The following is a 23,714-nucleotide window of genomic DNA, read 5'->3' on the forward strand; positions in this document are numbered from 1 at the left end:
AAGTAAATCAATAGTGAATGAATTTATTGTAATCGATGACTATATAAGTTCTGATCTATTGATTTACTTGGTATTATTTTCGCTAAGAGTTTAAGAGAAAGAAAAGCCGGAGTCTTTCAATTCAACGGCTTGTCCTGTTTTGGCAGAATGCTGAGCTGCTAGGCCGATAACAACTGCTTTCAGTCCATCTTCAATTGTGACATCAACCGTAGCCTTCTCAGTAATGGCTTTAAAGAAGCCAACATGCTGATAGTACGTTGAGCCGTTGTGATCGCCAGCATCCAGTAGTTTGTCATCAACAGGGATGTCGGCTTCAATTGGACCTTTCGGGTTACGTGGGCTTAATACAACTTTAGGAATTGGCGCCGCGCCAAGTGTGTCTGTTGGCCAAAATCGGCCAGGTCCTGGAACAAAACATTCCAGTTTTGCTTTAGGGCCAATAGCGCAGATCTCTTCTTGGTAGCGAGAGCCTTCGGAAAACATGTTTAAATCAAGGCATGCGCGTTGGCCGTTCTCAAAATCGACAATCACAAAGGCGTTATCAATAATATCAGGCATTTCGCCATCGTAACGCTCATCTAAGTGGTTGCAGTCTTGACCTGTAGACGCATAAACACGTTTTACATCACCTTGCATGAGTAATCGCATCAGATCAAAGAAATGACAGCATTTCTCAACTAATGTTCCACCAGTTTTGTGGTTGAAGCGGTTCCAGTCGTTCACTTTTCCAAGGAATGGAAAGCGGTGCTCTCGAATGTTGAGCATTTTTAGGGAGCCAATATCATCGTTTAATAGTTGCTTGCGGAACTGAGCAACGGGTGGCATGTAACGATATTCCATAGCCACCCAAACAGGAGCTGGATGCTCAGCCGCTGCATCACGAACCTTCGCGACTTGATCTAGGCTGCTGACCACTGGCTTTTCAACTAGGATTGGTAGGGTGGTGCGTGCAAACAGTTCAAGTAATTGATCAGCATGTTGATAGTTTGGAGTAGCGATAACCAGTGCTTCTAGGTTTAAGTCAGCATTGAGCATATCATCAAGCGTTTCAAAAAAGCGTGCGTCAGGGACGAGTTCAGCACAGCGTTTCTGCATGTCTTTGTCGGGCTCGGTAATGGCAACGACATGCGCACCATCGATCAGAGCAAGATTTCGCAAATGCTCTTGGCCCATCATTCCGCAACCTAGTATGCCATATCGAACGGAATTCGCCATTTTTCTAACCTCTTGTTTTTATTGAATTGTTAGTGCCATCGGGCAACGTAACGACATTTGGCCGGGTTGTACCACGTGAACGAAAACTCTTCGATACTGCCTTCGTTTGACCAACTTCTACGATGTACCTTGGGCATAATTGTGTTTTGGGGAAGCCCCAAGCGCTCAGTTACCCATTCAGGGGCGGGTGCGCAATCTACTTCGTCTTCCACTCGGCTAATCCAAAAAGAAAAGTGTTCCCGATAATGTAGATACAAAGATTCGTGTAAATCCTTCGGCTTTAGATCTGGTGCATGAGTGTGCTTAAACCAAATTTGTTCCATGGCAACTAATTCATGATTTAAATACCGTGCCCGCCTGATACACCAAAGCTTACCGTCTGCTTCGATATTCAGTTGGCGTAAAACAAACTCGTTATCATCAATTGTCACAGACAGCGTATCTGCTGTTGGAACGCCACCACCGTTGAGTGTTTCCAAATGAAAAAATTGATAAATTGCACGACCACCAGGTGCTCGCTTAACGTAATTTCCAGAGCCTTGCCGACGTTCCAGAAAGCCGTCTTCTTCTAGCTTTTTCAAGGCTTTACGTAGCGTTCCAATGGCAACGCCAAGCTTAGTGGCTAATTCGGCTTCGATGGGGAGGCGATCCCCAGGTAGCCAGTGACCTGCTGCTATTTCTCGATTTAGTAACTCACTAATTTGGATATACAACGGTAGCTGTTTTGTCTTATTTTTCTTGTCCACTGATTCACCTAATACTGCGATCGTTAATGTCACTATCTTACAAGCGATGCAAGCATCTGTAAGCTCTAAATGCTTGCTATCATTGATGTTAAAGGTGATTTCAATACGTCTTTCGTATCGCAGGATGTCTAAAAAATAAGTTTTTAGATAAATTCATTCACTATTGATTTACATCATTAGAATACACTGTTAGGGTAATTATACAACCTTCGTCATATCATCGGATGCTACAAAATCCATGGCGAACTATAGAAAAAAAACAAGTTTCAGAGCGTCATCTAAGCAGCCAATAGCGCTCAAAATTCGGAGAAAGAACATAATGCGAACGTTTCAAATGGGTAAATCTAATCTACAATTCAGTCGTTTGGTTTACGGCGTATGGCGTTTAGCTGATGCTGAAGATACTTCCATTAAACACGTCAGAGAGAAAATCGACTTATGCCTTGACCAAGGCATTACGACGTTTGACCATGCTGATATATATGGTGACTACGAGTGTGAGAAGTTATTTGGTAAGGCGCTAGCGGACGATCCAAGTCTGCGTTCGCAGATGCAACTGATTTCAAAATGCGACATAGCTTTGATGTCGGATAAATTTTCTGATCGTCGCGTGAAGTTTTACGACACCAGCGCCGAATATGTGCGTGCAAGCGTCGAGCAGAGCTTGCAAAACCTTTCTACAGATTATTTAGATTTATTGCTAATTCATCGTCCTGATCCTTTTATGAACGCTGCTGAAACTGGGGCAGCATTGGATCAGTTGATCGACAGCGGTAAAGTCAAAGCCGTTGGGGTATCGAACTTTGAAGTGTGGGATTGGCGCTTACTACAAGCTAATATGCGTCATCCTTTAGTGGCCAATCAAGTTGAAATGAGCCTATTGCAACGCGATGCATTTACCAATGGTAACCTAAGTGCTATGCAGCTGGACTCTTTAACGCCGATGGCATGGTCCCCACTAGGAGGCGGAGCCTTATTTGGTGATACGCCTGAGACACGTCGCTTAGCACCAATATTCGAGCGTTTAGCACAAGAACAGGGGGCCTCTGTTGATCACGTTGCTTTGGCATGGTTGCTGGCACATTCTGCAAATATCCTACCAGTGGTTGGAACAAATAATCCATCTCGAATTAAGAGCCTGTCTAATATTCTGGACATTGAGATCGACCGCGAAACGTGGTTTGAACTTTGGACAGCGGCAGCTGGTCAAGAAGTAGCATAAACTGCAAGACTCTATAAAAATAAAAATTATTTAGAGGGCGTTACTTATGGCGATTCTTCGAACTTTAGTGGGGGTGTTTACTTGGGTAAACCAACTGCTTAACAGAGTAGGGCGTAACATCGCATGGGTGTTGGTCGCGGCGATGATCAGCGTTATTTTGCTGCAGGTTTTTTGTCGATATGTACTGGGTAATGCCTTGCCTTGGCCAGAAGAGGCAGCAAGAGCTTTAATGATCTGGATGATGGCAGTGGTAGCAGGAGAGGCTTACCGTCGCGGTTCTTTTGTTGCGATCAATATGTTTTTGCAGCTATTACCTACCAAAGTGTCGAGTATATTAAAGCTTGTTTTACTACTTGTTGCGGGTGCGGTATTAGTGAAGTTGTCATTCATGGGCGTTGAGTTTTTTGAGCGTGGTTTCCGCTCTCGAGCAGCGTCTATTCACATTTCTCGCGCTTGGATCTATCTCGCCATGCCGGTGTGTTTTATCACCATGCTGTTAGCGAATATAGAACTGTGCCTACGTGAATTGGGAAGCTTGCTTGGGCATACGCAAGAGTTTGAGATACCTACTGAAGTGCGTGCGGATGCAGCAGCAGACTGATGTTTGCTCTTTAGTAAAAGAACAACAATAAAAAGAGAAACCTATTATGTTAGCTCTGTTTTTACCTTTATTTCTTGTCTTACTCTTGATCGGAATGCCAGTGTTTTTTGCGATGCTGGCAGCTCCTGGTTTTATGCTTTATGCCACAGGTATGGAGCGAGACATATCCTTACTATTTCGTAATATCTATAACGGTATTGATTCATTTCCACTGATGGCGATCCCGTTCTTTATGTTGGCGGGTGAGTTGATGAATCGCGGCGGCATAACAATGAACTTGGTTCAGTTTTCCCAATCTTTCATTGGTCATGTGCGTGGCGGCTTAGCGCACGTTAACGTTTTGTCGAGCATGTTGTTTGCAGGGCTTTCTGGATCGGCTGTTGCAGATACCTCTGCGATCGGTTCGATGATGATCCCTGCGATGGAAAAGAATGGTTACAGCCGAAAATTTGCCGCAGCGATCACTGCTGCATCGTCGGTAATTGGGCCTATCATCCCGCCTTCTGGCATTATGATCATTTATGCTTACACCATGGAAGTCTCTGTTGCAGCTTTGTTTGCAGCAGGCATTGTGCCCGGGATTTTGGTCGGTGGTGGCTTAATGCTTATGATCGCCTTAATGGCGAAGAAGTATGATTTTCCTGTGGCAGGACCGAAGTCCACATGGAAAGAACGTGGTAATGCAACGCGCAATGCTATTTTTCCACTGTTCGCACCTGTCATCATTTTGGGCGGTATCATAGGAGGGATTTTCACCCCAACTGAAGCATCTGCTGTAGCAACAGCTTACGCATTGATCATCAGTGTTTGGGTGATGAAAACTGTCAAGCTGAGAGACCTGCCAGAAATTTTCATCAAAGGCGCACAAGCTTCTGCTGTGGTGCTTTTATTAGTTGGCTCAGCGATCGCATTTAAAACCGTGGTCAGTTTATCTCACAGTGCCGAGATTTTAGCAGATTGGGTGCTGACCATTAGTGAAAATCCATTGATGCTGCTGTTTTTGATCAACCTATTACTGTTTGTGGTAGGTATGTTCTTAGATGCGGGCCCTGCCATTATTATCTTAGGTCCAATACTTGGCCCAATTTTTATTAATTTAGGGATCGACCCTGTTCATTTTGCCATCATTATGAGCGTCAATTTAACAGTAGGCTTGGCCACACCCCCAATGGGGCTGGTGTTGTTTGTTGCCTCAAGCGTTTCTGGTGAACGCATAGAGTCGATCTCAAAGGCTATCTTGCCATTTTTAGCCGTTGAGGTGGCAGTGATATTTCTTGTGACCTTTTTCCCTTCTCTGTCTATGACTGTGCCAAGAATGCTTGGCTTAGTGGCTGGATAGAAAGAACGCAAAGCAAAACCTAAATGAGGACTTTAAAATGTTCACGAAAACAAAAATAAATAGCGTTGTTGCAGCGACATTGATTGGTGCTGGAGTTATGTTGAGCGGTGTCGCGCAAGCCGCTGACTTCAATCTACGTGCAGTAGCAAACTCGAATGAGAACGATGAAGACTACGATGGCTTAGTCGTATTCAAAGACTTTGTCGAGTCTCACTCAAATGGTCGTATTGAAGTGGATATTTTCATGGGCACTCAGCTCTGTGGTAACGGAGTCGAATGTCTAGAAGGTTTAGAATATGGCTCGCTAGATATCTACATTTCAACCTCTGGTGGCGCATCGGCCATGTACCCTTACGTGCAAGTGTTAGATTTACCTTATGTTTTGCGTGATGACCGCATTGCAGAAGAAGTATTTACTGGTGACTTTACTCGAGCATTACGTAAACAAATTCTAGAAGACTCGGATAACACGGTTCGTCTAATGACAATCGGTAATACGGGAGGCTGGCGTAACTTTGCTAACACGAAGCAAACGATTAAAACGCCTGAAGATCTAGATGGATTAAAGATTCGCACAGTCGTTTCGGATTTACCGCAGGAATTAGTGCGCTCGATGGGTGCTAACCCAACGCCAATCCCATGGCCTGAACTGTTCACATCGTTTCAAACAGGGGTAGTTGAAGGTTCTAAAAATGGCATAACTGACATCATGGGGATGAAATTCACCGATGCCGGTTTGAAGTACGTGACATTGGATGGTCATGCTTATATGTCGGCTTTATGGTACATGAACAATGATTCCTTCATGGACATGCCAGAAGATCTTCGTCGTGTCGTGGTTGATGGTTTCTCTGCTTTACAGCAAGCCACGTTTGCCTCGCCAAAACGTAAATCTATCGAAGCATATAAAGCGTTTGATGAAGCAGGTGGTGAGCTTTATGTACCGTCTCCAGAAGAAAAAGAGCAATTCGCGAAAGCTGCAGAGCCTGTATATGATTGGTTTAAAACCAACATTGAAGACGGTGATAAGTGGTTTACTCTACTAGATACGGCTGCTAAAGAAGCAGAGCAAAAAGTTCAAGCTGAATACGTTTCGGACCTGAATTAAGCTAAGTGTTCTGACTTTATTAAGAGGCGGAACTCTCCGCCTTTTTCTCTCCTCGTTACTAACGTCAATGATTGAAATGGGTATCTCATGTATAACCCTGCAAGAACTTTTACGCCTAAAATTCCTGGAATCATGCTTGCGATGGTTATGGGGTTGTCTGCCGCCTTTATTAGTGAGCATTACGGCGCCCCTGTAATGTTGATGGCTTTGCTGTTAGGTATGAGTTTTAACTTTATGGCCGATGCGGAAAAGACAGGTGAAGGTTTAGAATTCAGTGCATCGACAGTGCTTCGTATCGGTGTGGCTTTATTAGGGGTTCGTATCACGATAAGTTCGTTAACCGATTTTGGGTGGCCCATATTGATGCTAACGGCTTGTTTGGTGTTGGCTGTTATTTCGATTGGTGTGATAGCTGGGCGTTTGCTAAAACTGCCTGAGAATATGGGGTTACTCGCAGGGTGTGCTGTCGCAATATGCGGTGCATCGGCCACTGCGGCGGTAGCGGCAGTGTTACCTAAGAATCAAAATACCAATCGATCGGTTGTGTTTACCATCGTAGGCATTACTGCGATGAGTACAACCGCTATGATTGTGTACCCTATGATTGCCAATTGGATTGGTCTTGATGAGCGCCAGACTGGGTACTTTTTAGGCGCTACGATTCATGATGTTGCCCAAGTTGTGGGTGCTGGCTACGGTGTATCAGAATATACAGGTGATAACTCTACAGTCGTAAAACTGTTTCGTGTGGCACTTTTAGCGCCGATTGTATTTGTACTTGCGATTATTTTTTCGCGTAAGGAAGCAGGCAAAAGTGCCGTTAGCCGCTTTCCAATTCCTCCCTTTTTGTTAGTCTTTATTGCGCTCATGATGATGAACACAATGGGCTGGATTCCAGTAGCTGTTGTAGAGCTGATTGCTAATGTATCACGTTGGTGTTTGGTGTTTGCGATTGCAGCCATTGGTATGCGTACGCAACTAAATAAGCTGAAAGAGGTGGGCATGGCCCCATTGGTCTTGCTCCTAGTGGAAACAGTTGTCATGGCTGTATGTGGCGCTCTGTTGGCGTATTATTTTATTTAACGCACCTCAGGCCCAGAAATGAAAAAGCCCCATACTGAATCAGCATGGGGCTTTTTGAATGCTAAAGTAGCTTGTTTTAGCTGTTAAACAAATTGTTGAACAGTTTCAAACCTTCTTCTTTGCCGCCTTTGTTGTAGGCATCTAGCAGAGCAGAACCAATGATAGCGACATCGGCTTTGCCTTTAAGTGCGTCTACATGGGCTTTTTCGCGAATACCAAAACCTACACCGATCGGCGCGCTAGTGTGTGAATTAATTTCAGCTAGGTATTCATCCAACGATTGCTGATCGCCGCCATTATGGTTTGAGTTACCTGTAACACCTGAGCGTGCGACGCAGTACAAGAAGCCAGTCGCTTCTTTTGCAAGAAAGGCGAGACGGTCTTTCGGTGTTACTGGCGTGACCAACCACACAGGATCAACACCGTTTGCTTCACAATAAGCGCGCAGGTCGGCTGCTTGCTCATAAGGAAGGTCGGGAAGAATTAAACCTTGAATGTTCTCTTCGGCACAGCGTTTAACAAGTTTTTCTAAACCGTAACGGTACATCGGGTTTAAGTAACTCATTAGAGCAATACGTGCTTGCGGGTAATCACGACCTAACTGACCGATGTCTGTTAGGCATTGCTCAACCGAAAGACTTTGATCATGCAGCGCACCGTGACATGCGGCAACGATGGTTGGACCGTCTGCTACGGGATCAGAGAAGGGGAATTGAACTTCAATAAAGTCCGCGCCGGCTTCCAGAAGTGTCGCCATCCAATCCAGACTTTCTTGCACGCTTGGGTAGCCATAAACCACATGTGTCATGGACAGAATTGGTTTTTGCTGGCGCTTCTCAGCAATGTATTGTGCTAACTGACTCATGCTTATGCTTCCCCTTCATTGTTCAAGTGATCTTTGTAATCGGCCATGTAATCTTCCAAGAACTCAGGGAAGGTTGCATCGTTCATCGCTTTAGCAACGTTAAAGATGTCTTTATCACCACGACCTGACAAGTTGATCACAATACGTGATTCTTTTGGCAAGTTTGGCGCATCTTTAAACGCACCGGCAAGGGCGTGTGACGACTCCAATGCAGGAATGATCCCTTCTTTTTTCAGCAACAAAGAACACGCCGCCACCACTTCGTCGTCCATAGCGTAGGTCATCTGAATGCGACCTTCTTGCGCCAAGTGAGCAATGATGGGGGACACGCCCACGTAATCAAGACCCGCTGCGATGGAGTGTGTTTCTTGTAGCTGACCATTGTCATCTTGTAAGAACATGGTCGCAAAGCCTTGAGCGATGCCTTTTTGACCCAAGCCGTTAGACAAACGGATCGAGTGTTGGCCAAGCTCCAAGCCTTTGCCGCCGGCTTCAACGCCGATCATTTCTACTTCTTTTTCCTCTAGGAATGGTAAGAACAAACCGCAGGCATTCGAACCGCCACCCACACACGCATACAAACGATCAGGGTATTGCCCAAACTGCGCTTGGCTTTGCTCTTTCACTTCTTCACCGATCACCGACTGGAAGTACGCCACCATTTCTGGGAATGGCGCACAACCACAGGTCGTACCGATCAAGTAGTGGCTGTCTTCATGGCTTGAAGACCAATCACGTAATGCTTCGTCTAACGCGTCGCGCAATGTCTGAGCACCTTCAGCAACCGGCACGACCGTCGCACCTAACTGCTTCATCCAAAATACGTTCGGATACTGACGCTTCACGTCTTTAGCACCCATGTAAATGGTACATTCAAGGCCAAGGCGTGCAGCAATCAAAGCCGTCGCGACACCGTGCTGACCAGCACCGGTTTCTGCGATGACACGTTTCTTGCCCATACGCTTTACTAACAGAGCTTGGCCAATTACGTTGTTCATCTTGTGCGCGCCAGACTGGTTTAAGTCTTCGCGTTTTAGGTAAATCTGAGCGCCACCGAAGTGATCTGTTAAGTTCTTACAAAAAGTCAACGGCGTAGGGCGGCCAGAGTAGTTCTGCCAAGTATCTTTCAACTCCGCAATAAACGCTGGATCGTTCTTCGCCTCTTCAAAGGCATGAAGGATTTGCTGCTGGCTAGAGTAGAGAATCTCAGGAATGTAGCTCCCGCCGAACTCACCGTAGTAACCATTATTGCTTTGCATGAAAGACTCCTCTCGGATAATGCAGTGTGTAAAACACTAAAATTTAATAACTAAACGATACAGTAAAATTAATAGAAAGAACTCACCTCGTCAAGAGGTGAGAACTAAATTTCTTTACTATTGCGTTTAGTTAATTGGTTGTACCGCTATAGGATTTGTATTTGCGGTGAATTGTAGCATCAAAGGTCGGTTATAAAATAAGAGAATACCAACGCAAATACGAAATCTAACTAAGTCAGTCGATGTTGTTTAAAGGGTTTCCCTAATAAACCCTTTTGTGTAGGAGAGTGATTAATTTTGGTTGATTGTCAGTGGCTTTGCTGTTGCATTTCGTTCCATGTCGTTTAGTGCATTAGTCCGTGGTACTACAGAAAACTAAAAAGTCATATCTGAAAACGGGCTCGTATTAAACGGACAGAACGTATATCAAAAGCCAGCAAATCAGATGTCAGAGCCTTAAGCACTAGAGTTGCCAAGAGTTAATGTCATCGATAATAGAGAGCCTTAGGGTAGAAAAAGTGCTACAAGGACACTAGCAACTAAAATGAAGTGAACTAAGTCAAACACTACACCGTTAACGAACACGGAGTGATATAGCTCACTGAGCAATGTATTATTTCGAGTATCGCTTTGAAAGGATGAAAAAATGAGCAATCAAAAAGTGGCAATTATTACGGGTGGTAGTCGAGGAATCGGGGCTGCTACGGCAAGACTTTTTGCTCAAAATGGCTATGATTTATGTATTAATTACAAATCTAATGCTGAGTCAGCTAAGGCACTTGCTGAAGACATTAAAGCGTTAGGTGGCCATTGTATTTCTATACAGGCTGACGTTTCCAAAGAGGATGATGTTATTCGGCTGTTTGAATCTGTGGATCGAGAGCTTGGTGCTGTTTCTGTTTTGGTCAACAATGCGGGCATCTTAAAGAAACAGATGCGCTTAGAAGAAATGAATGCTGATAGGATCAATTCAATTCTCGAAACTAATGTGACGGGTTACTTTTTATGTTGTCGCGAAGCCGTGAAACGAATGTCCACTCGTCATGGCGGTTTAGGCGGTGTCATAATCAACGTCTCTTCGGGCGCGGCTCGAACGGGCTCACCTAATGAATACATAGATTATGCAGCGTCAAAAGGAGCAATCGACACATTGACAAAAGGTCTGTCGTTAGAAGTGGCAGCAGAAGATATTAGAGTGAATTGTGTTCGTCCGGGGCTGATTTATACTGATATGCACGCTGACGGCGGAGAGCCTGAGCGTATTGAAAGGCTAAAAGGCAAAATCCCAATGCAGCGGGGCGGTTTGCCTGATGAAATTGCAGAGGCTATTTATTGGTTGGCGTCTGAAAAGTCATCCTTTTCCACAGGTAGCTTTTTGGATGTATCCGGTGGTTTGTAACACATCAAAAACGCTTAAATGAAAAGGCGTCAGCGCTAGGTATTCTTCCTCACTATTGATTTACGCTTGGGGCGTGTAATGTCTCGGGGAGCTGGGATGAAAGAAGTGTCTTAAGAATAGATAGACAAGATGAGTTCGTTTTGACAATATCGAACGATTTTTAATCGGAATGCCATCTGAGCGCAAAAGCAAACGTTGTTTTTAAGCAAATGATCGAGCTTATTTAACATTTATATATGAAGCAGTTCTCAAAGTTACATCATCAAATTTTTGCGATCACTACCACGTTAGCTTTAATAACCATTGTTATTATTAGTGTCTGTATTGCCTCTCTTTTATATACACAAGGTATAGATAAAGCTGAATCAGTACTGCGCAATAAAAACCGGTCTGTCACAACACTAATTGACGGCTATGTTGCACCCTTTCGAAAAGCCGTTGAATACGTTAGTGGTTCTGCTTCAGGCATTGATCATAACCACTTCCGTGAGCAAGAAACACAAGATAAAATTCTGACTCTATTTGAGGTACTTCAAAACACCGTACCTAATATACATTATATCTTTTCAGGCTACGAAGATGGCTCTTTACTGATTAATGATTATACCCCACCTGAAGATTTCAACTCCGTCATTCGACCTTGGTATCAAGCTGCGATAAAGTCGCATCCATTGATATCTGATGGCATTCCTTATCAAGACATTAACTCCAAAAAGTGGCTAATTTCATTTGGAAAAACATTAGTCGACCCTGATGATAAGGTTGTAGGGGTGATTTCTATTGATGCAGGAATGGATGCGATTGTTGAAGCACTGGCTATTCGGGATGAACAGTACCCGACCATATACAACTTTGTCATGGATAATGAAGGCAAAATACTTATTCATCCAGATGCGACACTTCCAGATAAGCTTCACCGAGAAATTTTCTCTCATTTGCCAAAGGAACTGAATGCTTCAGGGAAGCTTTCTTACAGCGATGGTGAGCAAAATAAATTGGCTCATTTTGAGCGCATTGATGAATTAGGCTGGATTGTAGTGACCGAAGTAAATTTGGACGATATTCGTCAGCCTCTTATAAAGACCATTGCTTCTACTGTATTGATGATAGTAATAGGGTCACTTTTCACGACGTGGTTGATGAGTTTTATCTTAAGTAGACATATTATTTTGCCACTGAAAAAATTACAAAACAGGGTGCAAGAGATTACTGAAGGGAAAGACGAATTAGACAAGTACGTATTGCCGAAAAATGAAATAGGCAAGATCTCCGAAGCCATTGAGCAGCTCACAGAAAAAGCGTTAATTCAGAAAAATATTGAACTGAAAGATACAAATGCCCTGTTGAGTGCTATTTCTCACACTGATCAGCTAACATCGATTGCCAATCGTCGCAAAATGATGGAAGTGCTCCATGCGGAAGTCAGTCGTTTTCAGAGAAAGCATCGTCCTTTTAGCGTACTAATGTTCGATATAGACCATTTTAAGCGAGTGAATGATACGTTTGGGCATGAAGTAGGCGATCAGGTTCTTATCGAACTTGCTCAAGTTGTCAAAGCGACGGTTCGAAATACGGATACAGTAGGGCGATGGGGTGGCGAAGAATTTGTCATCGTGTGTCCTAATACCGATCAGACAATGGCACTGATTATTGCTGAGAAAGTGTTTGCCGCAATTCACTCACATAGTTTTCCCATGCAGGTTGACGTTACCGTTAGCCTTGGGCTATCAGAGTTTACCGCCAAACACTCTTTAGAAAGCATTTTAGTAGAAGTAGATCAAAAAATGTATCGTGCTAAACAAGCAGGCCGTAATCAGATTAAGTCATAATGCTTTTGTGCGTGACTGATATATTGAGCATTCAGTGTCTGTTGTTTTACTAAGTTCATTATTAAGTCTGCAAATAAAAGGTGTTTATATGGCAAACCATTTAGGTTCTTGTCTATGTGGTATCGTAAACTTCGAGATACAAGGTGATTTTGACAGTTTTTATCTGTGTCATTGCCACTATTGTCAAAAAGATACGGGAACTTCCCATGCGTCGAATCTATTTTCACATTCAGCGACGTTGGTTTGGCGATCAGGTGAGGAAGCTGTAACGTCATTTACGCTTAAAGGTAGCCGTCACAATAAAAGCTTTTGTAAAGTGTGTGGCTCAGCGCTGCCTTGCACCGCGATAAAGGATGTTTTAGTTGTTCCGGCTGGATGTTTGGATACTCCGATTTCGATAGTGCCAACAGCACGTATCTTCGCATCTCGGAAAAGGGGTTGGGATAAAGAGCTAATAAGTGTGCCCACGTTTGATGGGTTGCCTGAGTAAGATTGCCAGAAATTGAAGCTTTATTTTTAATTGCCACACCGCCTAAGGGTCAAAATGAACGTCGATAAAGCAAAGAAGCGTATTGCAAAACAAGTAAGCAAAGGTTTTAAAGGGTATCCGTTGGTTTCGATTGAATACTTTGGTGAGACGCCAGTGTTAGCGACGCAGGTGGTTATTCAGTTTATTGCCGAAGAGGAGTCAGAGCCTCAAGAACAGAAGTTCAGTGCGGAACATGATGTACGTAATGACGAAACGATTCAGACGGTATTGCTAAAAATCATTGAGAGAGCGGATGCCAGCAGTGTGTCTGAAATAGCTGGTGTCTCAAAGCTATAGTTAAGTTGCCGTCCCGTATCGTGCTTCCCCTTAAAAATAATGCTCGATCGACATGTAGCACTGTCGAATGTGTTCAATTAATAGTTTGAGCTTTTTCGGCAGTTGGCGGGTAAAAGGATATACTGCATAGACGCCGAGAATTTTACCCACCTGTTGAGGTAATATGTCGATCAGCTCGCCGTTGCGAAGGTCGTGATACACCAAGCAACGGGGTAAGTAAGCGATACCATGCCCTGCCAATGCAGCTTTGCGCAAAGCAGTTGCGTTGTCGCTTGAAAATGAGCCTGCTACTTTCACAATGTAGTTTTGCTCTTGTCCTTTAAACTCCCACTCATTTGCACCTGATGTCTGATAAGAGTACAGCAAGCAATTACGCGTCACTAAAGACTCAGGTGTTTCTGGTCGTCCATGACGCTTAATGTAAGCTGGAGAGGCGCAGACGATCCAATGAGAGTCCAAAATATGTCTCGCAATCAGGCTGGAATCTTCTAAATGACCTGTGCGAACCACAAGGTCGAATCCCTCTTTAACAAGATTTACAAATTGGTTGTCGAGAGACATGTCCACGCTTAAGCCTGGGTGCATCCCACAAAACTCTGCTACCGCATCCGCCAGTAGTAATTCCCCTGAAATCGTTGGTACGGACATCTTGATATGGCCTTGAATGGCTTCACCAAACCCAGCGACTGAACTCGTGGCTTCCTGCGTCGCGAGAGCCACCTGTTTGGCTTTTGCAAATAAAGCTTGGCCTGCTTCAGTCAGTGTCAGTTTTCGTGTGGTGCGGTATAAAAGTTGGACGTTAAGCGCTTTCTCTAGGCGCACAATGCGCTTACTGACCACCGAATTGGTCAGGTTATTTTGTTCTGCAGCTTTACTAAAACTTCCAAGCTCTACTACTTGGGAGAATAAGATAAGGTCATCTGAATGCATTTATTGTGTCACATATGGAAATAATGTTTTTAATTATGAGTATATATTCAACAAATTTAAACCTTTAGATTAGGTCTTATATAGATAAATCAGCCCAGCAGAGTCCTCTATTCTTATTTTCTTGGAGCGCAATCAATGATTATTTCCGCATCGACAGATTACCGTGCCGCAGCAAAAGCAAAATTACCACCGTTTCTATTTCACTACATTGATGGCGGCTCTTACGGGGAGCATACCCTGCAACGAAATACAGGTGATTTGGCTGACATTGCATTGCGTCAACGGATTTTGAAAAATATGTCGGACTTAAGTCTAGAGTCTGAGCTGTTTGGTGAAAAAATGTCCCTACCGATTGCGTTGGCGCCAGTAGGGTTAACAGGGATGTATGCTCGTCGTGGAGAAGTTCAGGCTGCTAAAGCGGCTGAAAATAAAGGTATTCCTTTTACCTTGTCTACGGTGTCGGTGTGTCCGATCGAAGAGGTGAGCACCGCCGTGACCAAGCCTATTTGGTTTCAGCTGTATGTGTTGAAAGATCGTGGTTTTATGAAAAATGTGTTGGAGCGAGCTAAAGCTCAAGGCATTAAGAATTTAGTCTTCACCGTGGATATGCCTGTGCCTGGTGCGCGTTACCGTGATATGCATTCTGGTATGAGCGGTCCCAATGCCGCCATGCGCCGAGTCGTGCAAGCCATGACGCATCCAGCTTGGGCATGGGATGTCGGTATCAATGGTAAGCCACATGATCTAGGTAATATCTCTACCTATCGCGGCTCGCCGACCAAGCTAGAAGACTACATTGGTTGGTTGGGGAATAACTTTGACCCATCGATCTCATGGAAAGACTTAGAATGGATACGTGAGTTCTGGGATGGCCCGATGATTATTAAAGGCATTCTGGATACCGAAGATGCCAAAGATGCGGTGCGTTTTGGTGCTGATGGCATTATTGTGTCTAATCACGGTGGTCGTCAACTAGATGGCGTCTTGTCTTCAGCTAGAGCCTTGCCAGAGATCGCTGATGCTGTAAAAGGCGAGATTGAAATCTTAGTGGATTCTGGTATCCGTACTGGTTTGGACGTAGTACGTATGTTGGCGTTGGGGGCGGACTGTACTTTGCTAGGCCGCGCATTTGTTTATGCGTTGGCCGCTGCGGGCCAAGCAGGTGTGGAAAATGTATTGGATCTTATTGAAAAAGAAATGCGGGTCGCTATGACCCTAACGGGCGCCAAAAACATTCATGAACTTAATCGTGAAGCATTGGTGATGGCGTAGCATTACAAGTCCTTAATGTGTTATTTGCCTCATTAATTGTATCAATGAGGCATTTTTTCTCGGGTTATAAACAGGATTGTCGGAAGCGATCATCCAGCTCTATAGGTAGTAATAACGTGCTGAAAATGAGCCTAGAGTGTCAAAAATAGAGCATGAGATCGAAGTCATTATATAAAATAAACATTGACGTGGTTAACCGTTGTCTATACATTGAACGCAGCTAGAAACACAGCGTCTTTTTACATTCTCCATCACGTAGCGTTATTCGTAGTTCTCCGTCCTGTAGTATTTAAAACTTTGTCTTTATTTCCCACGCTATTCCGCCTCTTGCAGGCACACTTATTTTTGATCTACAGGATACATATTATGTCTACTACAACTACTGGCACTGTAAAATGGTTTAACGAAACTAAAGGTTTTGGCTTCATCGAGCAAAAATCTGGCCCAGATGTGTTCGCACATTTCAGCGCCATTGTAAGCTCTGGCTTCAAAACGTTGGCTGAAGGCCAAGCCGTTGAGTTCGTTGTGACTCAAGGCCAAAAAGGCCCACAAGCTGAGAACATCGTAGCGCTATAATCGAAACCGATTAACGCGTTATAAAAGAAGGGGCTACCGTAAGGTAGCCCTTTTTTTTGCCTGGAAATATATAAGCCGGATAGAGTTCATGCTACAAGGCTTATTTGTATTCATTAAATGACAAACCGGATAATTAGAATTTTGACGGAGCTAAAGCGCAATGTTGAAGGAAGTTTAGTTTAGGTAGTTGTAGTACTAAATAGAGCTTTGTAAATTATGCAGCTTTATAAGGTTACATTATGTGCTGCAAGGAGCGTTCATGGATTGTAGGGTATTGAGGGAAATCAGTGTTAAATCTGATGGGTATATTCATTGTGATGACAGCAATGGTTACTCCATACATTTAGGTGCCTTAAGTGAATCACCTAACTGGAATGTGAAAACAATTCTTCAAGGGCCTATCTATGAACATATTAGAAGGTCTTTTTCTAATGGGGTACCACCTTGGGGTGATACATGTCGGAATTGTGATTTGTTTAATATTGGAGATTCACCACAAGAAACTATTCTAGATAGTGTTGCTCTTAGAGTTGAGCCAACACTTGCATGTGAGCTTTCTTGTGCATATTGCAAACGTAAAAGAGAAGTGAGAAATCGAGATGGTGACTGGCATTTATCGACATTGAAATTAAAGCAATTAGTATCTAGTTGTCTTAAAAATAAGATAGATGTTTCTATGGTTTCTTATTTAGGGTGGGGAGAACCGCTAAATCATCCTAATTTTTCTGAACTAATTACCGTCGTAAAAAACTATTATCCTAATGCTTATCAAGAGGTTACAACAGTTGCTCAAGCTGACTTTAAGTCTGTTGTTGGTAACGTGCCTATTGATCTGATTACCATTTCATGTGACGGTGTGACACAAAGTGCTTATGAAAAATATCGCCGCAATGGTGTTATAAATAATGTATTTAAATTCATGGAAGACTCTAGAACATATAAGTCGGATGTGACTAAAATAATTTGGAAATATATTTTATTTAATCATAATGATAGCGATGAACATATAATTGATGCTCAGAATATTGCTGATAAATGTGATATAGATGAACTACACTTTGTTTTTACAAACACAGATAATCAGTCACTGAGATATAGTGCAGAAAATGTGAGTGATGTCCCTATTAAATCGTCTAAAGCTAGAGTTGTTAATGCAGCTGCTCTACAGAAAATTGAGAGAAGTTATTTAAGTAGCTGCAAAAATAAGAGTCTTAATAAGTCGTCTATAATAGGGTGGATTGATAAACTTTATTCCACCAATGGTGGGCTGTTAGTTTGTGAGGGTTGGGCTTTTTCTAAATCTGAAAATGATTTAATTGCTGGGCTTAGCATGAGCATTGAGTCTGGAAGGCCATATCAAGCTATTTCTGTCTCTGAACCTCGAGTTGATGTTGCTGAAAGTTTAGGTTTACCTGAAAAAATGGGTTGCGGTTTTGTTGTACAAATTCCAATAGAAACTGAATTGACTGAAAATTTCAAAATTCAATTATCTATTCTTACAGATAGGGAGGCGATCTCTTACAACATTCCTATTATCAATGAAAAATCAAGGTTTATCCCATTTTTAAAAATGTGATTTAGGTTATTTATTGATAACTGAACAATTTATTTTTCTGTATTAAATAGGAGATTGTTATCGCTCTTATTTTTTATAAGTTAAAATAAGAGTTGACTCTGACAAGTGTTTTATGTACATTAAACGCAGCTAGAAACTTAGCGGCTTTTTACATATCTCCATCACGTAGCGTTATTCGTAGTTCTCCGTCCTGTAGTATTTAAAACTTTGTCTTAATTTCCACGCTATTCCGCCTTTATTGGCACTTTTTATTTTTTACACAGGATACATATTATGTCTAATACAACTACTGGCACAGTAAAATGGTTTAACGAAACTAAAGGTTTTGGTTTCATCGAGCAAGAATCTGGCCCAGATGTGTTCGCACATTTCAGCGCTATTTCTAGCTCTGGCTTCAAAACTTTGGCTGAAGGCCAACGTGTAGAGTTCGTTGTAACTCAAGGCCAAAAAGGCCCACAAGCTGAGAACATCGTAGCGCTATAATCGTAACCGATTAGAGCGATACAAAAGGAGGGGCTACCGTAAGGTAGCCCTTTTTTTATGCTTAATATTTTTGTCGCAATGTTGGTGAGATCAAGTGGGGCTAAGGCAAGTCAGGCTTACCCGCTAGGCATGGTTCGCCTTGCACGGTGACTCTGTGCAGCCTTCTTGGAGTATCGCCATAATCCGTGACGGCAAAATGCTGAGTGGCACGGTTATCCCAAATGGCCACAGAGCCTTTCTGCCATGAAAAGCGCACCTGATACTGAGCCTGTCGAGCCTTGCTGAACAACGCTGACAGGCGCTGTTGGCTAGCGCTCTCGGACCAATTTATAATAGAACGCGTGAACTGCTCATTGATAAACAGTACTTCTTGGCCGGTTTCTGGGTGTACTTGCATCATCGGACGGCGAATAGGTGGGTAGTCTCGAGAGCGCTTGATTACAATACTTTCCCCATTGGCATCTAAATGGTCGTACCGGCTGTCTTCGAAGGCATGTAATGCATGAATGGTCTCTAATGATCGTAGCTCGGATTGCTCTGCAGCCGAAAGGTCTGCCCATACACCTGCCATATCACACCAAATAGTATCGCCCCCTTGTTCGGGGACAAACTGAGCATGCAAAATCGAGCATTTTGGTGGCACCACTTGCCATGTCATATCGGTATGCCAATAGCTTTTACTGGGCGGGTTTCCTCGAGCGGTTTCAATGATCACGACTTGGTCATTATCAGTCAGGTGGGGGAAGAACGGATGGGGTGGTTCTAACGCGCCAAAGCGTTGGCCCAGCGCTATGTGCTCTTCTGTCGATAAGGGTTGATCTCGAAAAAACAGTACCTTATGGCGTAGTAGAGCTTGATACAGAGTCTCAAACTCATGGATGGCTAGACTGTTTAGGTTAACGTCTTCCACAAATGCGCCGATCTTTTCATTAACAGGCGTGATCTTCATAAAGTCCTTAATGTTAAATGGCGTGAGTAGATACCATAGTAATAGAAAAAGCGTGGTCTGCCATCAGTTTGAATGAGCCATAACGGGTTCTACTGATGTGGCTGATTGTAAGGTATTTATAAGATAGTGGTCGTTTTATAGAGCTTATTTGCGTGCTGTGCTACTTTGAGCGCTTCATATTTTGCGTCAAGGATTTTCCCTTACTATAAAGGGAAAGCGAAGGAGTCGTGTTGATGGATAAGAAAGTGATCTTAACCCTAGCCGGATTGATTCTCGGAGCAGTTTGCTCCCAAGATCCATTCGGCGGGTTGGTCGGTGGCATATTAGGGTTCTTGCTCGGTCAGGCTTGGGGGGGTTCAATTCAAGTCAAAGGTTTGGAGCGTGAAGTAATACGTTTAAACTCCTTGATGACACAGAATACATCTGAAACGGTCGCCCAAGACAGTCCATCTTCCAACAATCAGCCTGCTGTCGACAACACGGTGCCTGCCACGGCCTTGACTTCCAGCCCTGATCTAGAACCTGACACATCTGTTCGCTCAGGCGCAGAAAAAACATCTAAAACCTATAAAGAGTCGGACTGGAATGAGGCCTCGGTCTCTACCTTTGATGCTTATGATAGTGACTCTAAAGCGCCAAGTTTGTTTACGAAAGTGTGTGACAAAGTACGCGACTTTTTTTTTCAGGGAAACCCCGTCGTTCGCGTGGGCATGCTGGTGTTGTTCTTTGGACTTAGCTTTTTAGCGAAGTACGCTTCTGGTGCAGGTCTGTTTCCTATCGAGTTACGTTTGACTGTCATTGCGTTAGTTGCGATTGCCTTGCTGGGTTTAGGGTGGAAAACTCGAGTCCGACATAATGGCTATGGTTTGATATTGCAGGGCGGTGGTATTGCCGCACTCTATCTCACACTATTCGCGGCTGGAAAATTGTACACCTTGATGCCGACCAGCCTCGCTTTTGGCTTAATGTTTGTCATTGTCTTGCTTGGCGCCGCTCTAGCGATCTTACAAAACGCGCAAATACTGGCATTGATGGCGACTGCGGGCGGCTTTTTTGCACCGATTCTGACGTCCGACGGCACCGGTAGCCACGTCGGGTTGTTTAGCTTCTATTTAATTTTAAACATGGGTGTACTGACCATCGCGTGGTTCAAGTCGTGGCGCCTGCTGAACTGGGTTGGTTTCATATTTACCTTTGTTATTACGTCGACTTGGAGCGTACTGAGCTATGAACCGGATCTTTACGTTACCACCCAGCCATTTTTACTCGCCTTTTTTGCGTTGTACTTAACGATCTCAGTATTGTTTTCGATGAAGCAGCCGCCAAAGCTGAAAGGCTTAGTCGACGGCAGCCTTGTTTTCGGCCTGCCGGTCGTGGCCTTCGGTTTGCAAACCATGTTGTTAAAGCATACTGAATACGGCTTGGCGATCAGCGCATTGCTGTTGTCGGCTATCTACATCGCGCTTGCCAGCATGTTATGGAAGAAATACCCAGAGACTCATCGTTTATTGATTGAATCGTTTATTGCACTCGGTGCAGTGTTTGCCACATTGGCGGTACCACTGGCACTGGATGCGAGTTGGACCTCTGCCACATGGTGTATTGAAGCGGCAGGGTTAGTTTGGATAGGTGCACGCCAACAACGCTTATTGCCTCGTATTGCCGGTTATGCAATGTATGCATTGGGCGTGATCTCACTGCAATTTGATGCCAATTTCCAGTCCGACTTGTTAGCGATTTTTAAAAACAATGGTATTGGCTTACTGATTCTAGCGGTATCCGCATTGGCGATCGCTTTAGTGCTACAGCGTCAAGGTCGATCTGTTTCGCTTCATGAGCGTTATCTTGAGTGGGTGGGAATTACATTTGGTCTCACTTGGTGGATGATGTTTGGCTTATTAGAGTTGTTAACACGTCTAGCTGAGCATTGGGTATTTGCTGCAATTATCGTCTTCATATCGTTGTCTATGCTGGGCGTCATGGTGCTTAGTGGCCGTTTACGTTGGCCTAATTTATTGCGTGCTACCTACAGCCTGTTGCCATTGGTAGCGCTCTGGATAAGCGGCTTTGCGGTGGTATGGTGGGCAGGTCTAAGCTCAATGCACCCGTTCGCGAGTCTAGGTTGGTTGGCGTTGTGCGTGTTTACTGTCGTGCAATACCGCTTTCTTTGGTTGCAACGTGAATGCCGAGAAGAGGGCGTTAAAGCCGCGATTGAATCGAAGCTGACTCAGTATTGGCATGTGCTCACAGCATGGCTTTTGTTAGGTACGGCATACTGGGAAATGCAGTGGTGGCAACAAGCAATGAATTGGCACCCCGTGTTAACGCTGTTGCTTTGGTTTATTGCGTTTACTGGGCCATTGGTTGCTTTGATGGTTGCCTTAAAACGTACCCATTGGCCGTTCCAAGCGTACCTCACTGAGTACAAAGACAGATTGCCAATACCGCTGGTCGTTTTCACTGGATTTTGGTTTGTGGCGGCGAGCATTGAATCTGGTGAGATTGGATTTCTCTATTTACCAATATTGAACCCGCTGGACTTAATGCAGCTGGCTATCGTCGTATTATTGGGTTACTTGTTTAAGAGTAACGTATTTGGACTTGCTCATGTTGATCGAGTCTATCGTATCGGAGCGCCTGCGCTACTTGGTTTTGTCTGGCTCAATATTTTGGTGCTGCGTATGATGCACCATTACGACGAGGTTGCTTACAACGCGTTTGATCTTTGGCAATCCAGCACGGTACACATGGCGCTCTCTATTCTTTGGAGTCTGTGTGCGTTAGTCATTATGAATGCTTCCCGTCGTCTGCAGAATCGAAAACTATGGATACTAGGTGCCTCGTTATTGGGGCTTGTGTTGCTGAAGCTGTTTACCAAAGACCTCACGGGAACCGGTAATCTAGCTCGTATTATGTCCTTTATGGTTGTTGGGGGCTTGATGTTGCTTATTGGCTATCTTTCACCTATTCCAAGCCGCAATGAATCTGATGTCAGCGCAGAAACAAAGGATGAACAGGTATGAGCACTGTGTTTAATAAAAGTTTGTCCGCGTGGCTTTTAGTGGTGCTTATGGCGCTTGCCTTTGCTAGCCAAACAATACGAGCAAAAGAGCAGTTGTCTGTTACGGCTGTTTATGAAGTGCAAGACATGGCAGGCGTCTACTTACAAGCAACACTGCCGCACAGTATTTATCGCTACTCCAACAGCAGCCAGCTGACGGATGTGGTGGTACTGGATCGTGATGGCAACGCACTGCCTTCGAAGATAGTGAAAAGTACCCAAGCGAAGCGCAAAGAAAGCGAGCCGGTTGCATTGGAGTTTTTCCAAGTATCGACCGATTACGTGCCGAGCGACAGCATACAAGGTAATACGCAGTTGCAAATAGAGAAAGGTGTGATTGCCATTTCGATGGAGCAAGGTCAAGGGCAAAGCTCGGAAGAACCATTTTATCTGATTGATTTGAGTGAAAGAGCGCAAGCACTGCAAAGCGTAGCGTTAGAGTGGGTGGCGGATACATCAAGCCAGTATTTACCGGTTACTTTAAGTGGCAGTAATGACTTAGTGCGTTGGACGACATTAACCCAAGATACCTTAGTCAAACTTAACAAAGAGGGTCAGGCGTTATTGCGTAACAAAGTTCAGATCAACCTTGCTGCGCAGCGTTACCAATATCTACGGATTGATTTCCCCGAGAATAGAGAGGTTCAACTGACCGAAGTGTTAGGCCAGCAGCCGCATTCGGTTGAGCCGCCGTCCTATCAGCATTGGCAGGTTCAAGGTCGTCTTGCTGAGAAACAGCGTTCCATTGCGGACGATGATAATCCAGTGTCTGCTTGGGAATATCAGCGCAACGATAAAGCGCCCGTGCAAGCACTCAACATCAATCTAGGCCAAACAACGCACGGTGACACAGTGCGAATATACTCTCGTAGTCTTACTAACGGCGACTGGCGGGTGCGGTTCAACGGTGTTTGGTTTAACGCAAAAGTAGGTGATACGTGGCAACACAGCGATGCGATGAACCTATCACCTAATGCTGACCCTTATTGGCGAGTCGAGTTTAACCCGAACCTGAGCCGCTCAGCCGAACCTAAATTGGTGTTCCAGTACCCATCGCAAAATCTACAATTTATAGCCAACAATAATCGACCTTATCAGGTAGCCGTCGTTGCAGAGGTACCTGCTGAGCGCGCATCCGCTAAGGTGTTTACGCAGGTAATGAAGGGACAACAAGTAGATTGGATCAATGCTGATTTGATTAAGCTTGACAGTATAGCGCGGCCTGATAACTCTGAATCCTTAACTCACTGGACGGATGTCTTATTTTGGATCACATTGGTACTGGCGGTGGTTGTCTTGCTTGTCTGTGCGCTGCGCTTGTTGCGACAGTTACAACATGAAGACTAATCTAATTACCTAAACCACACCTTGTCGT

General features: G+C 44.1%; 21 protein-coding genes. 15 read left to right on the forward strand and 6 right to left on the reverse strand.

The annotated features are described in order from the left end of the window. Positions 1 to 90 precede the first annotated feature (90 nt). Positions 91 to 1,215 carry a Gfo/Idh/MocA family protein gene (locus AYW75_RS08525; protein WP_067098243.1) on the reverse strand — a complete coding sequence of 375 codons (1,125 nt, stop codon included), beginning with the start codon at positions 1,213 to 1,215 and terminating at the stop codon, positions 91 to 93. Positions 1,216 to 1,244: 29 nt separating this feature from the next. Continuing rightward, on the reverse strand, positions 1,245 to 1,961 hold the full coding sequence (locus AYW75_RS08530; protein WP_067098855.1) for a GntR family transcriptional regulator: 717 nt from the start codon (positions 1,959 to 1,961) through the stop codon (positions 1,245 to 1,247). A 319-nt stretch (positions 1,962 to 2,280) separates the two neighbouring features. Between AYW75_RS08530 and AYW75_RS08535 the strand changes: the two genes are divergently transcribed. The 5 genes from AYW75_RS08535 to AYW75_RS08555 all read left to right on the forward strand — a co-directional run bounded on the left by AYW75_RS08535 (position 2,281) and on the right by AYW75_RS08555 (position 7,314). Continuing rightward, positions 2,281 to 3,183: an aldo/keto reductase gene (locus tag AYW75_RS08535; RefSeq protein ID WP_067098245.1), complete on the forward strand. Its 903-nt coding sequence runs from the start codon at positions 2,281 to 2,283 to the stop codon at positions 3,181 to 3,183. A gap of 46 nt (positions 3,184 to 3,229) precedes the next feature. Beyond that, on the forward strand, positions 3,230 to 3,784 hold the full coding sequence (locus AYW75_RS08540) for a TRAP transporter small permease (protein WP_067098247.1): 555 nt from the start codon (positions 3,230 to 3,232) through the stop codon (positions 3,782 to 3,784). A gap of 46 nt (positions 3,785 to 3,830) precedes the next feature. Further along, on the forward strand, positions 3,831 to 5,123 hold the full coding sequence (locus tag AYW75_RS08545) for a TRAP transporter large permease (RefSeq protein ID WP_067098250.1): 1,293 nt from the start codon (positions 3,831 to 3,833) through the stop codon (positions 5,121 to 5,123). Between the two features lie 37 nt (positions 5,124 to 5,160). Further along, positions 5,161 to 6,231: a TRAP transporter substrate-binding protein gene (locus tag AYW75_RS08550; protein WP_067098253.1), complete on the forward strand. Its 1,071-nt coding sequence runs from the start codon at positions 5,161 to 5,163 to the stop codon at positions 6,229 to 6,231. Positions 6,232 to 6,318: 87 nt separating this feature from the next. Then, the gene (locus AYW75_RS08555) at positions 6,319 to 7,314 is read left to right on the forward strand and encodes a YeiH family protein (RefSeq protein ID WP_067098255.1); all 996 of its coding nucleotides are present in this window, start codon (positions 6,319 to 6,321) and stop codon (positions 7,312 to 7,314) included. A gap of 76 nt (positions 7,315 to 7,390) precedes the next feature. Here the strand turns inward: AYW75_RS08555 and trpA are convergent, their stop codons facing one another. Both trpA and trpB read right to left on the reverse strand, forming a co-directional pair. Further along, on the reverse strand, positions 7,391 to 8,179 hold the full coding sequence (trpA, locus tag AYW75_RS08560) for a tryptophan synthase subunit alpha (RefSeq protein ID WP_067098258.1): 789 nt from the start codon (positions 8,177 to 8,179) through the stop codon (positions 7,391 to 7,393). 2 nt (positions 8,180 to 8,181) lie between these two features. Then, on the reverse strand, positions 8,182 to 9,438 hold the full coding sequence (trpB, locus tag AYW75_RS08565; RefSeq protein ID WP_067098261.1) for a tryptophan synthase subunit beta: 1,257 nt from the start codon (positions 9,436 to 9,438) through the stop codon (positions 8,182 to 8,184). A 646-nt stretch (positions 9,439 to 10,084) separates the two neighbouring features. Between trpB and AYW75_RS08570 the strand changes: the two genes are divergently transcribed. From AYW75_RS08570 to AYW75_RS08585, 4 genes are all read left to right on the forward strand, one after another. After that, positions 10,085 to 10,837, forward strand: a complete 753-nt coding sequence (locus AYW75_RS08570; protein WP_067098263.1) for an SDR family oxidoreductase — start codon at positions 10,085 to 10,087, stop codon at positions 10,835 to 10,837. Between the two features lie 236 nt (positions 10,838 to 11,073). Next, positions 11,074 to 12,666: a sensor domain-containing diguanylate cyclase gene (locus AYW75_RS08575; protein WP_067098266.1), complete on the forward strand. Its 1,593-nt coding sequence runs from the start codon at positions 11,074 to 11,076 to the stop codon at positions 12,664 to 12,666. Positions 12,667 to 12,754: 88 nt separating this feature from the next. Next, positions 12,755 to 13,156, forward strand: coding sequence for a GFA family protein (locus AYW75_RS18635; RefSeq protein WP_082856452.1), 402 nt, complete (start codon positions 12,755 to 12,757; stop codon positions 13,154 to 13,156). A 54-nt stretch (positions 13,157 to 13,210) separates the two neighbouring features. Next, positions 13,211 to 13,492: a hypothetical protein gene (locus AYW75_RS08585; RefSeq protein ID WP_067098272.1), complete on the forward strand. Its 282-nt coding sequence runs from the start codon at positions 13,211 to 13,213 to the stop codon at positions 13,490 to 13,492. A 30-nt stretch (positions 13,493 to 13,522) separates the two neighbouring features. Here AYW75_RS08585 and AYW75_RS08590 read toward each other — a convergent pair whose 3' ends face one another. Beyond that, a complete protein-coding gene (locus tag AYW75_RS08590; protein WP_067098274.1) occupies positions 13,523 to 14,422 on the reverse strand; it encodes a LysR family transcriptional regulator in 900 nt (299 codons plus the stop codon). A gap of 135 nt (positions 14,423 to 14,557) precedes the next feature. Here AYW75_RS08590 and lldD point away from each other — a divergent pair, with 135 nt between their 5' ends. The 4 genes from lldD (at position 14,558) to AYW75_RS08610 (ending at position 18,329) form a co-directional block, all read left to right on the forward strand. Further along, positions 14,558 to 15,694, forward strand: a complete 1,137-nt coding sequence (gene lldD / locus AYW75_RS08595) for an FMN-dependent L-lactate dehydrogenase LldD (protein ID WP_067098277.1) — start codon at positions 14,558 to 14,560, stop codon at positions 15,692 to 15,694. Positions 15,695 to 16,060: 366 nt separating this feature from the next. After that, positions 16,061 to 16,270, forward strand: a complete 210-nt coding sequence (locus AYW75_RS08600) for a cold-shock protein (RefSeq protein WP_067035771.1) — start codon at positions 16,061 to 16,063, stop codon at positions 16,268 to 16,270. Positions 16,271 to 16,529: 259 nt separating this feature from the next. Then, positions 16,530 to 17,846, forward strand: a complete 1,317-nt coding sequence (locus AYW75_RS08605; protein ID WP_067098280.1) for a radical SAM family protein — start codon at positions 16,530 to 16,532, stop codon at positions 17,844 to 17,846. A gap of 273 nt (positions 17,847 to 18,119) precedes the next feature. Next, positions 18,120 to 18,329, forward strand: a complete 210-nt coding sequence (locus tag AYW75_RS08610) for a cold-shock protein (RefSeq protein ID WP_067035774.1) — start codon at positions 18,120 to 18,122, stop codon at positions 18,327 to 18,329. 100 nt (positions 18,330 to 18,429) lie between these two features. Here AYW75_RS08610 and AYW75_RS08615 read toward each other — a convergent pair whose 3' ends face one another. Then, a complete protein-coding gene (locus AYW75_RS08615; protein WP_067098282.1) occupies positions 18,430 to 19,278 on the reverse strand; it encodes a TauD/TfdA dioxygenase family protein in 849 nt (282 codons plus the stop codon). A gap of 233 nt (positions 19,279 to 19,511) precedes the next feature. Between AYW75_RS08615 and AYW75_RS08620 the strand changes: the two genes are divergently transcribed. Beyond that, positions 19,512 to 22,301, forward strand: coding sequence for a DUF2339 domain-containing protein (locus AYW75_RS08620; protein ID WP_067098284.1), 2,790 nt, complete (start codon positions 19,512 to 19,514; stop codon positions 22,299 to 22,301). Beyond that, entirely contained in the window at positions 22,298 to 23,686 is a 1,389-nt protein-coding gene (locus tag AYW75_RS08625; RefSeq protein WP_067098287.1) for a DUF3999 family protein, read from the forward strand. Before AYW75_RS08620 ends, AYW75_RS08625 begins: the two co-directional genes overlap by 4 nt. Positions 23,687 to 23,714 lie beyond the last annotated feature (28 nt).

The sequence above is a fragment of the Marinomonas atlantica genome (assembly GCF_001639725.1).
In the GTDB taxonomy this organism is placed as follows: Bacteria; Pseudomonadota; Gammaproteobacteria; order Pseudomonadales; family Marinomonadaceae; genus Marinomonas; species Marinomonas atlantica.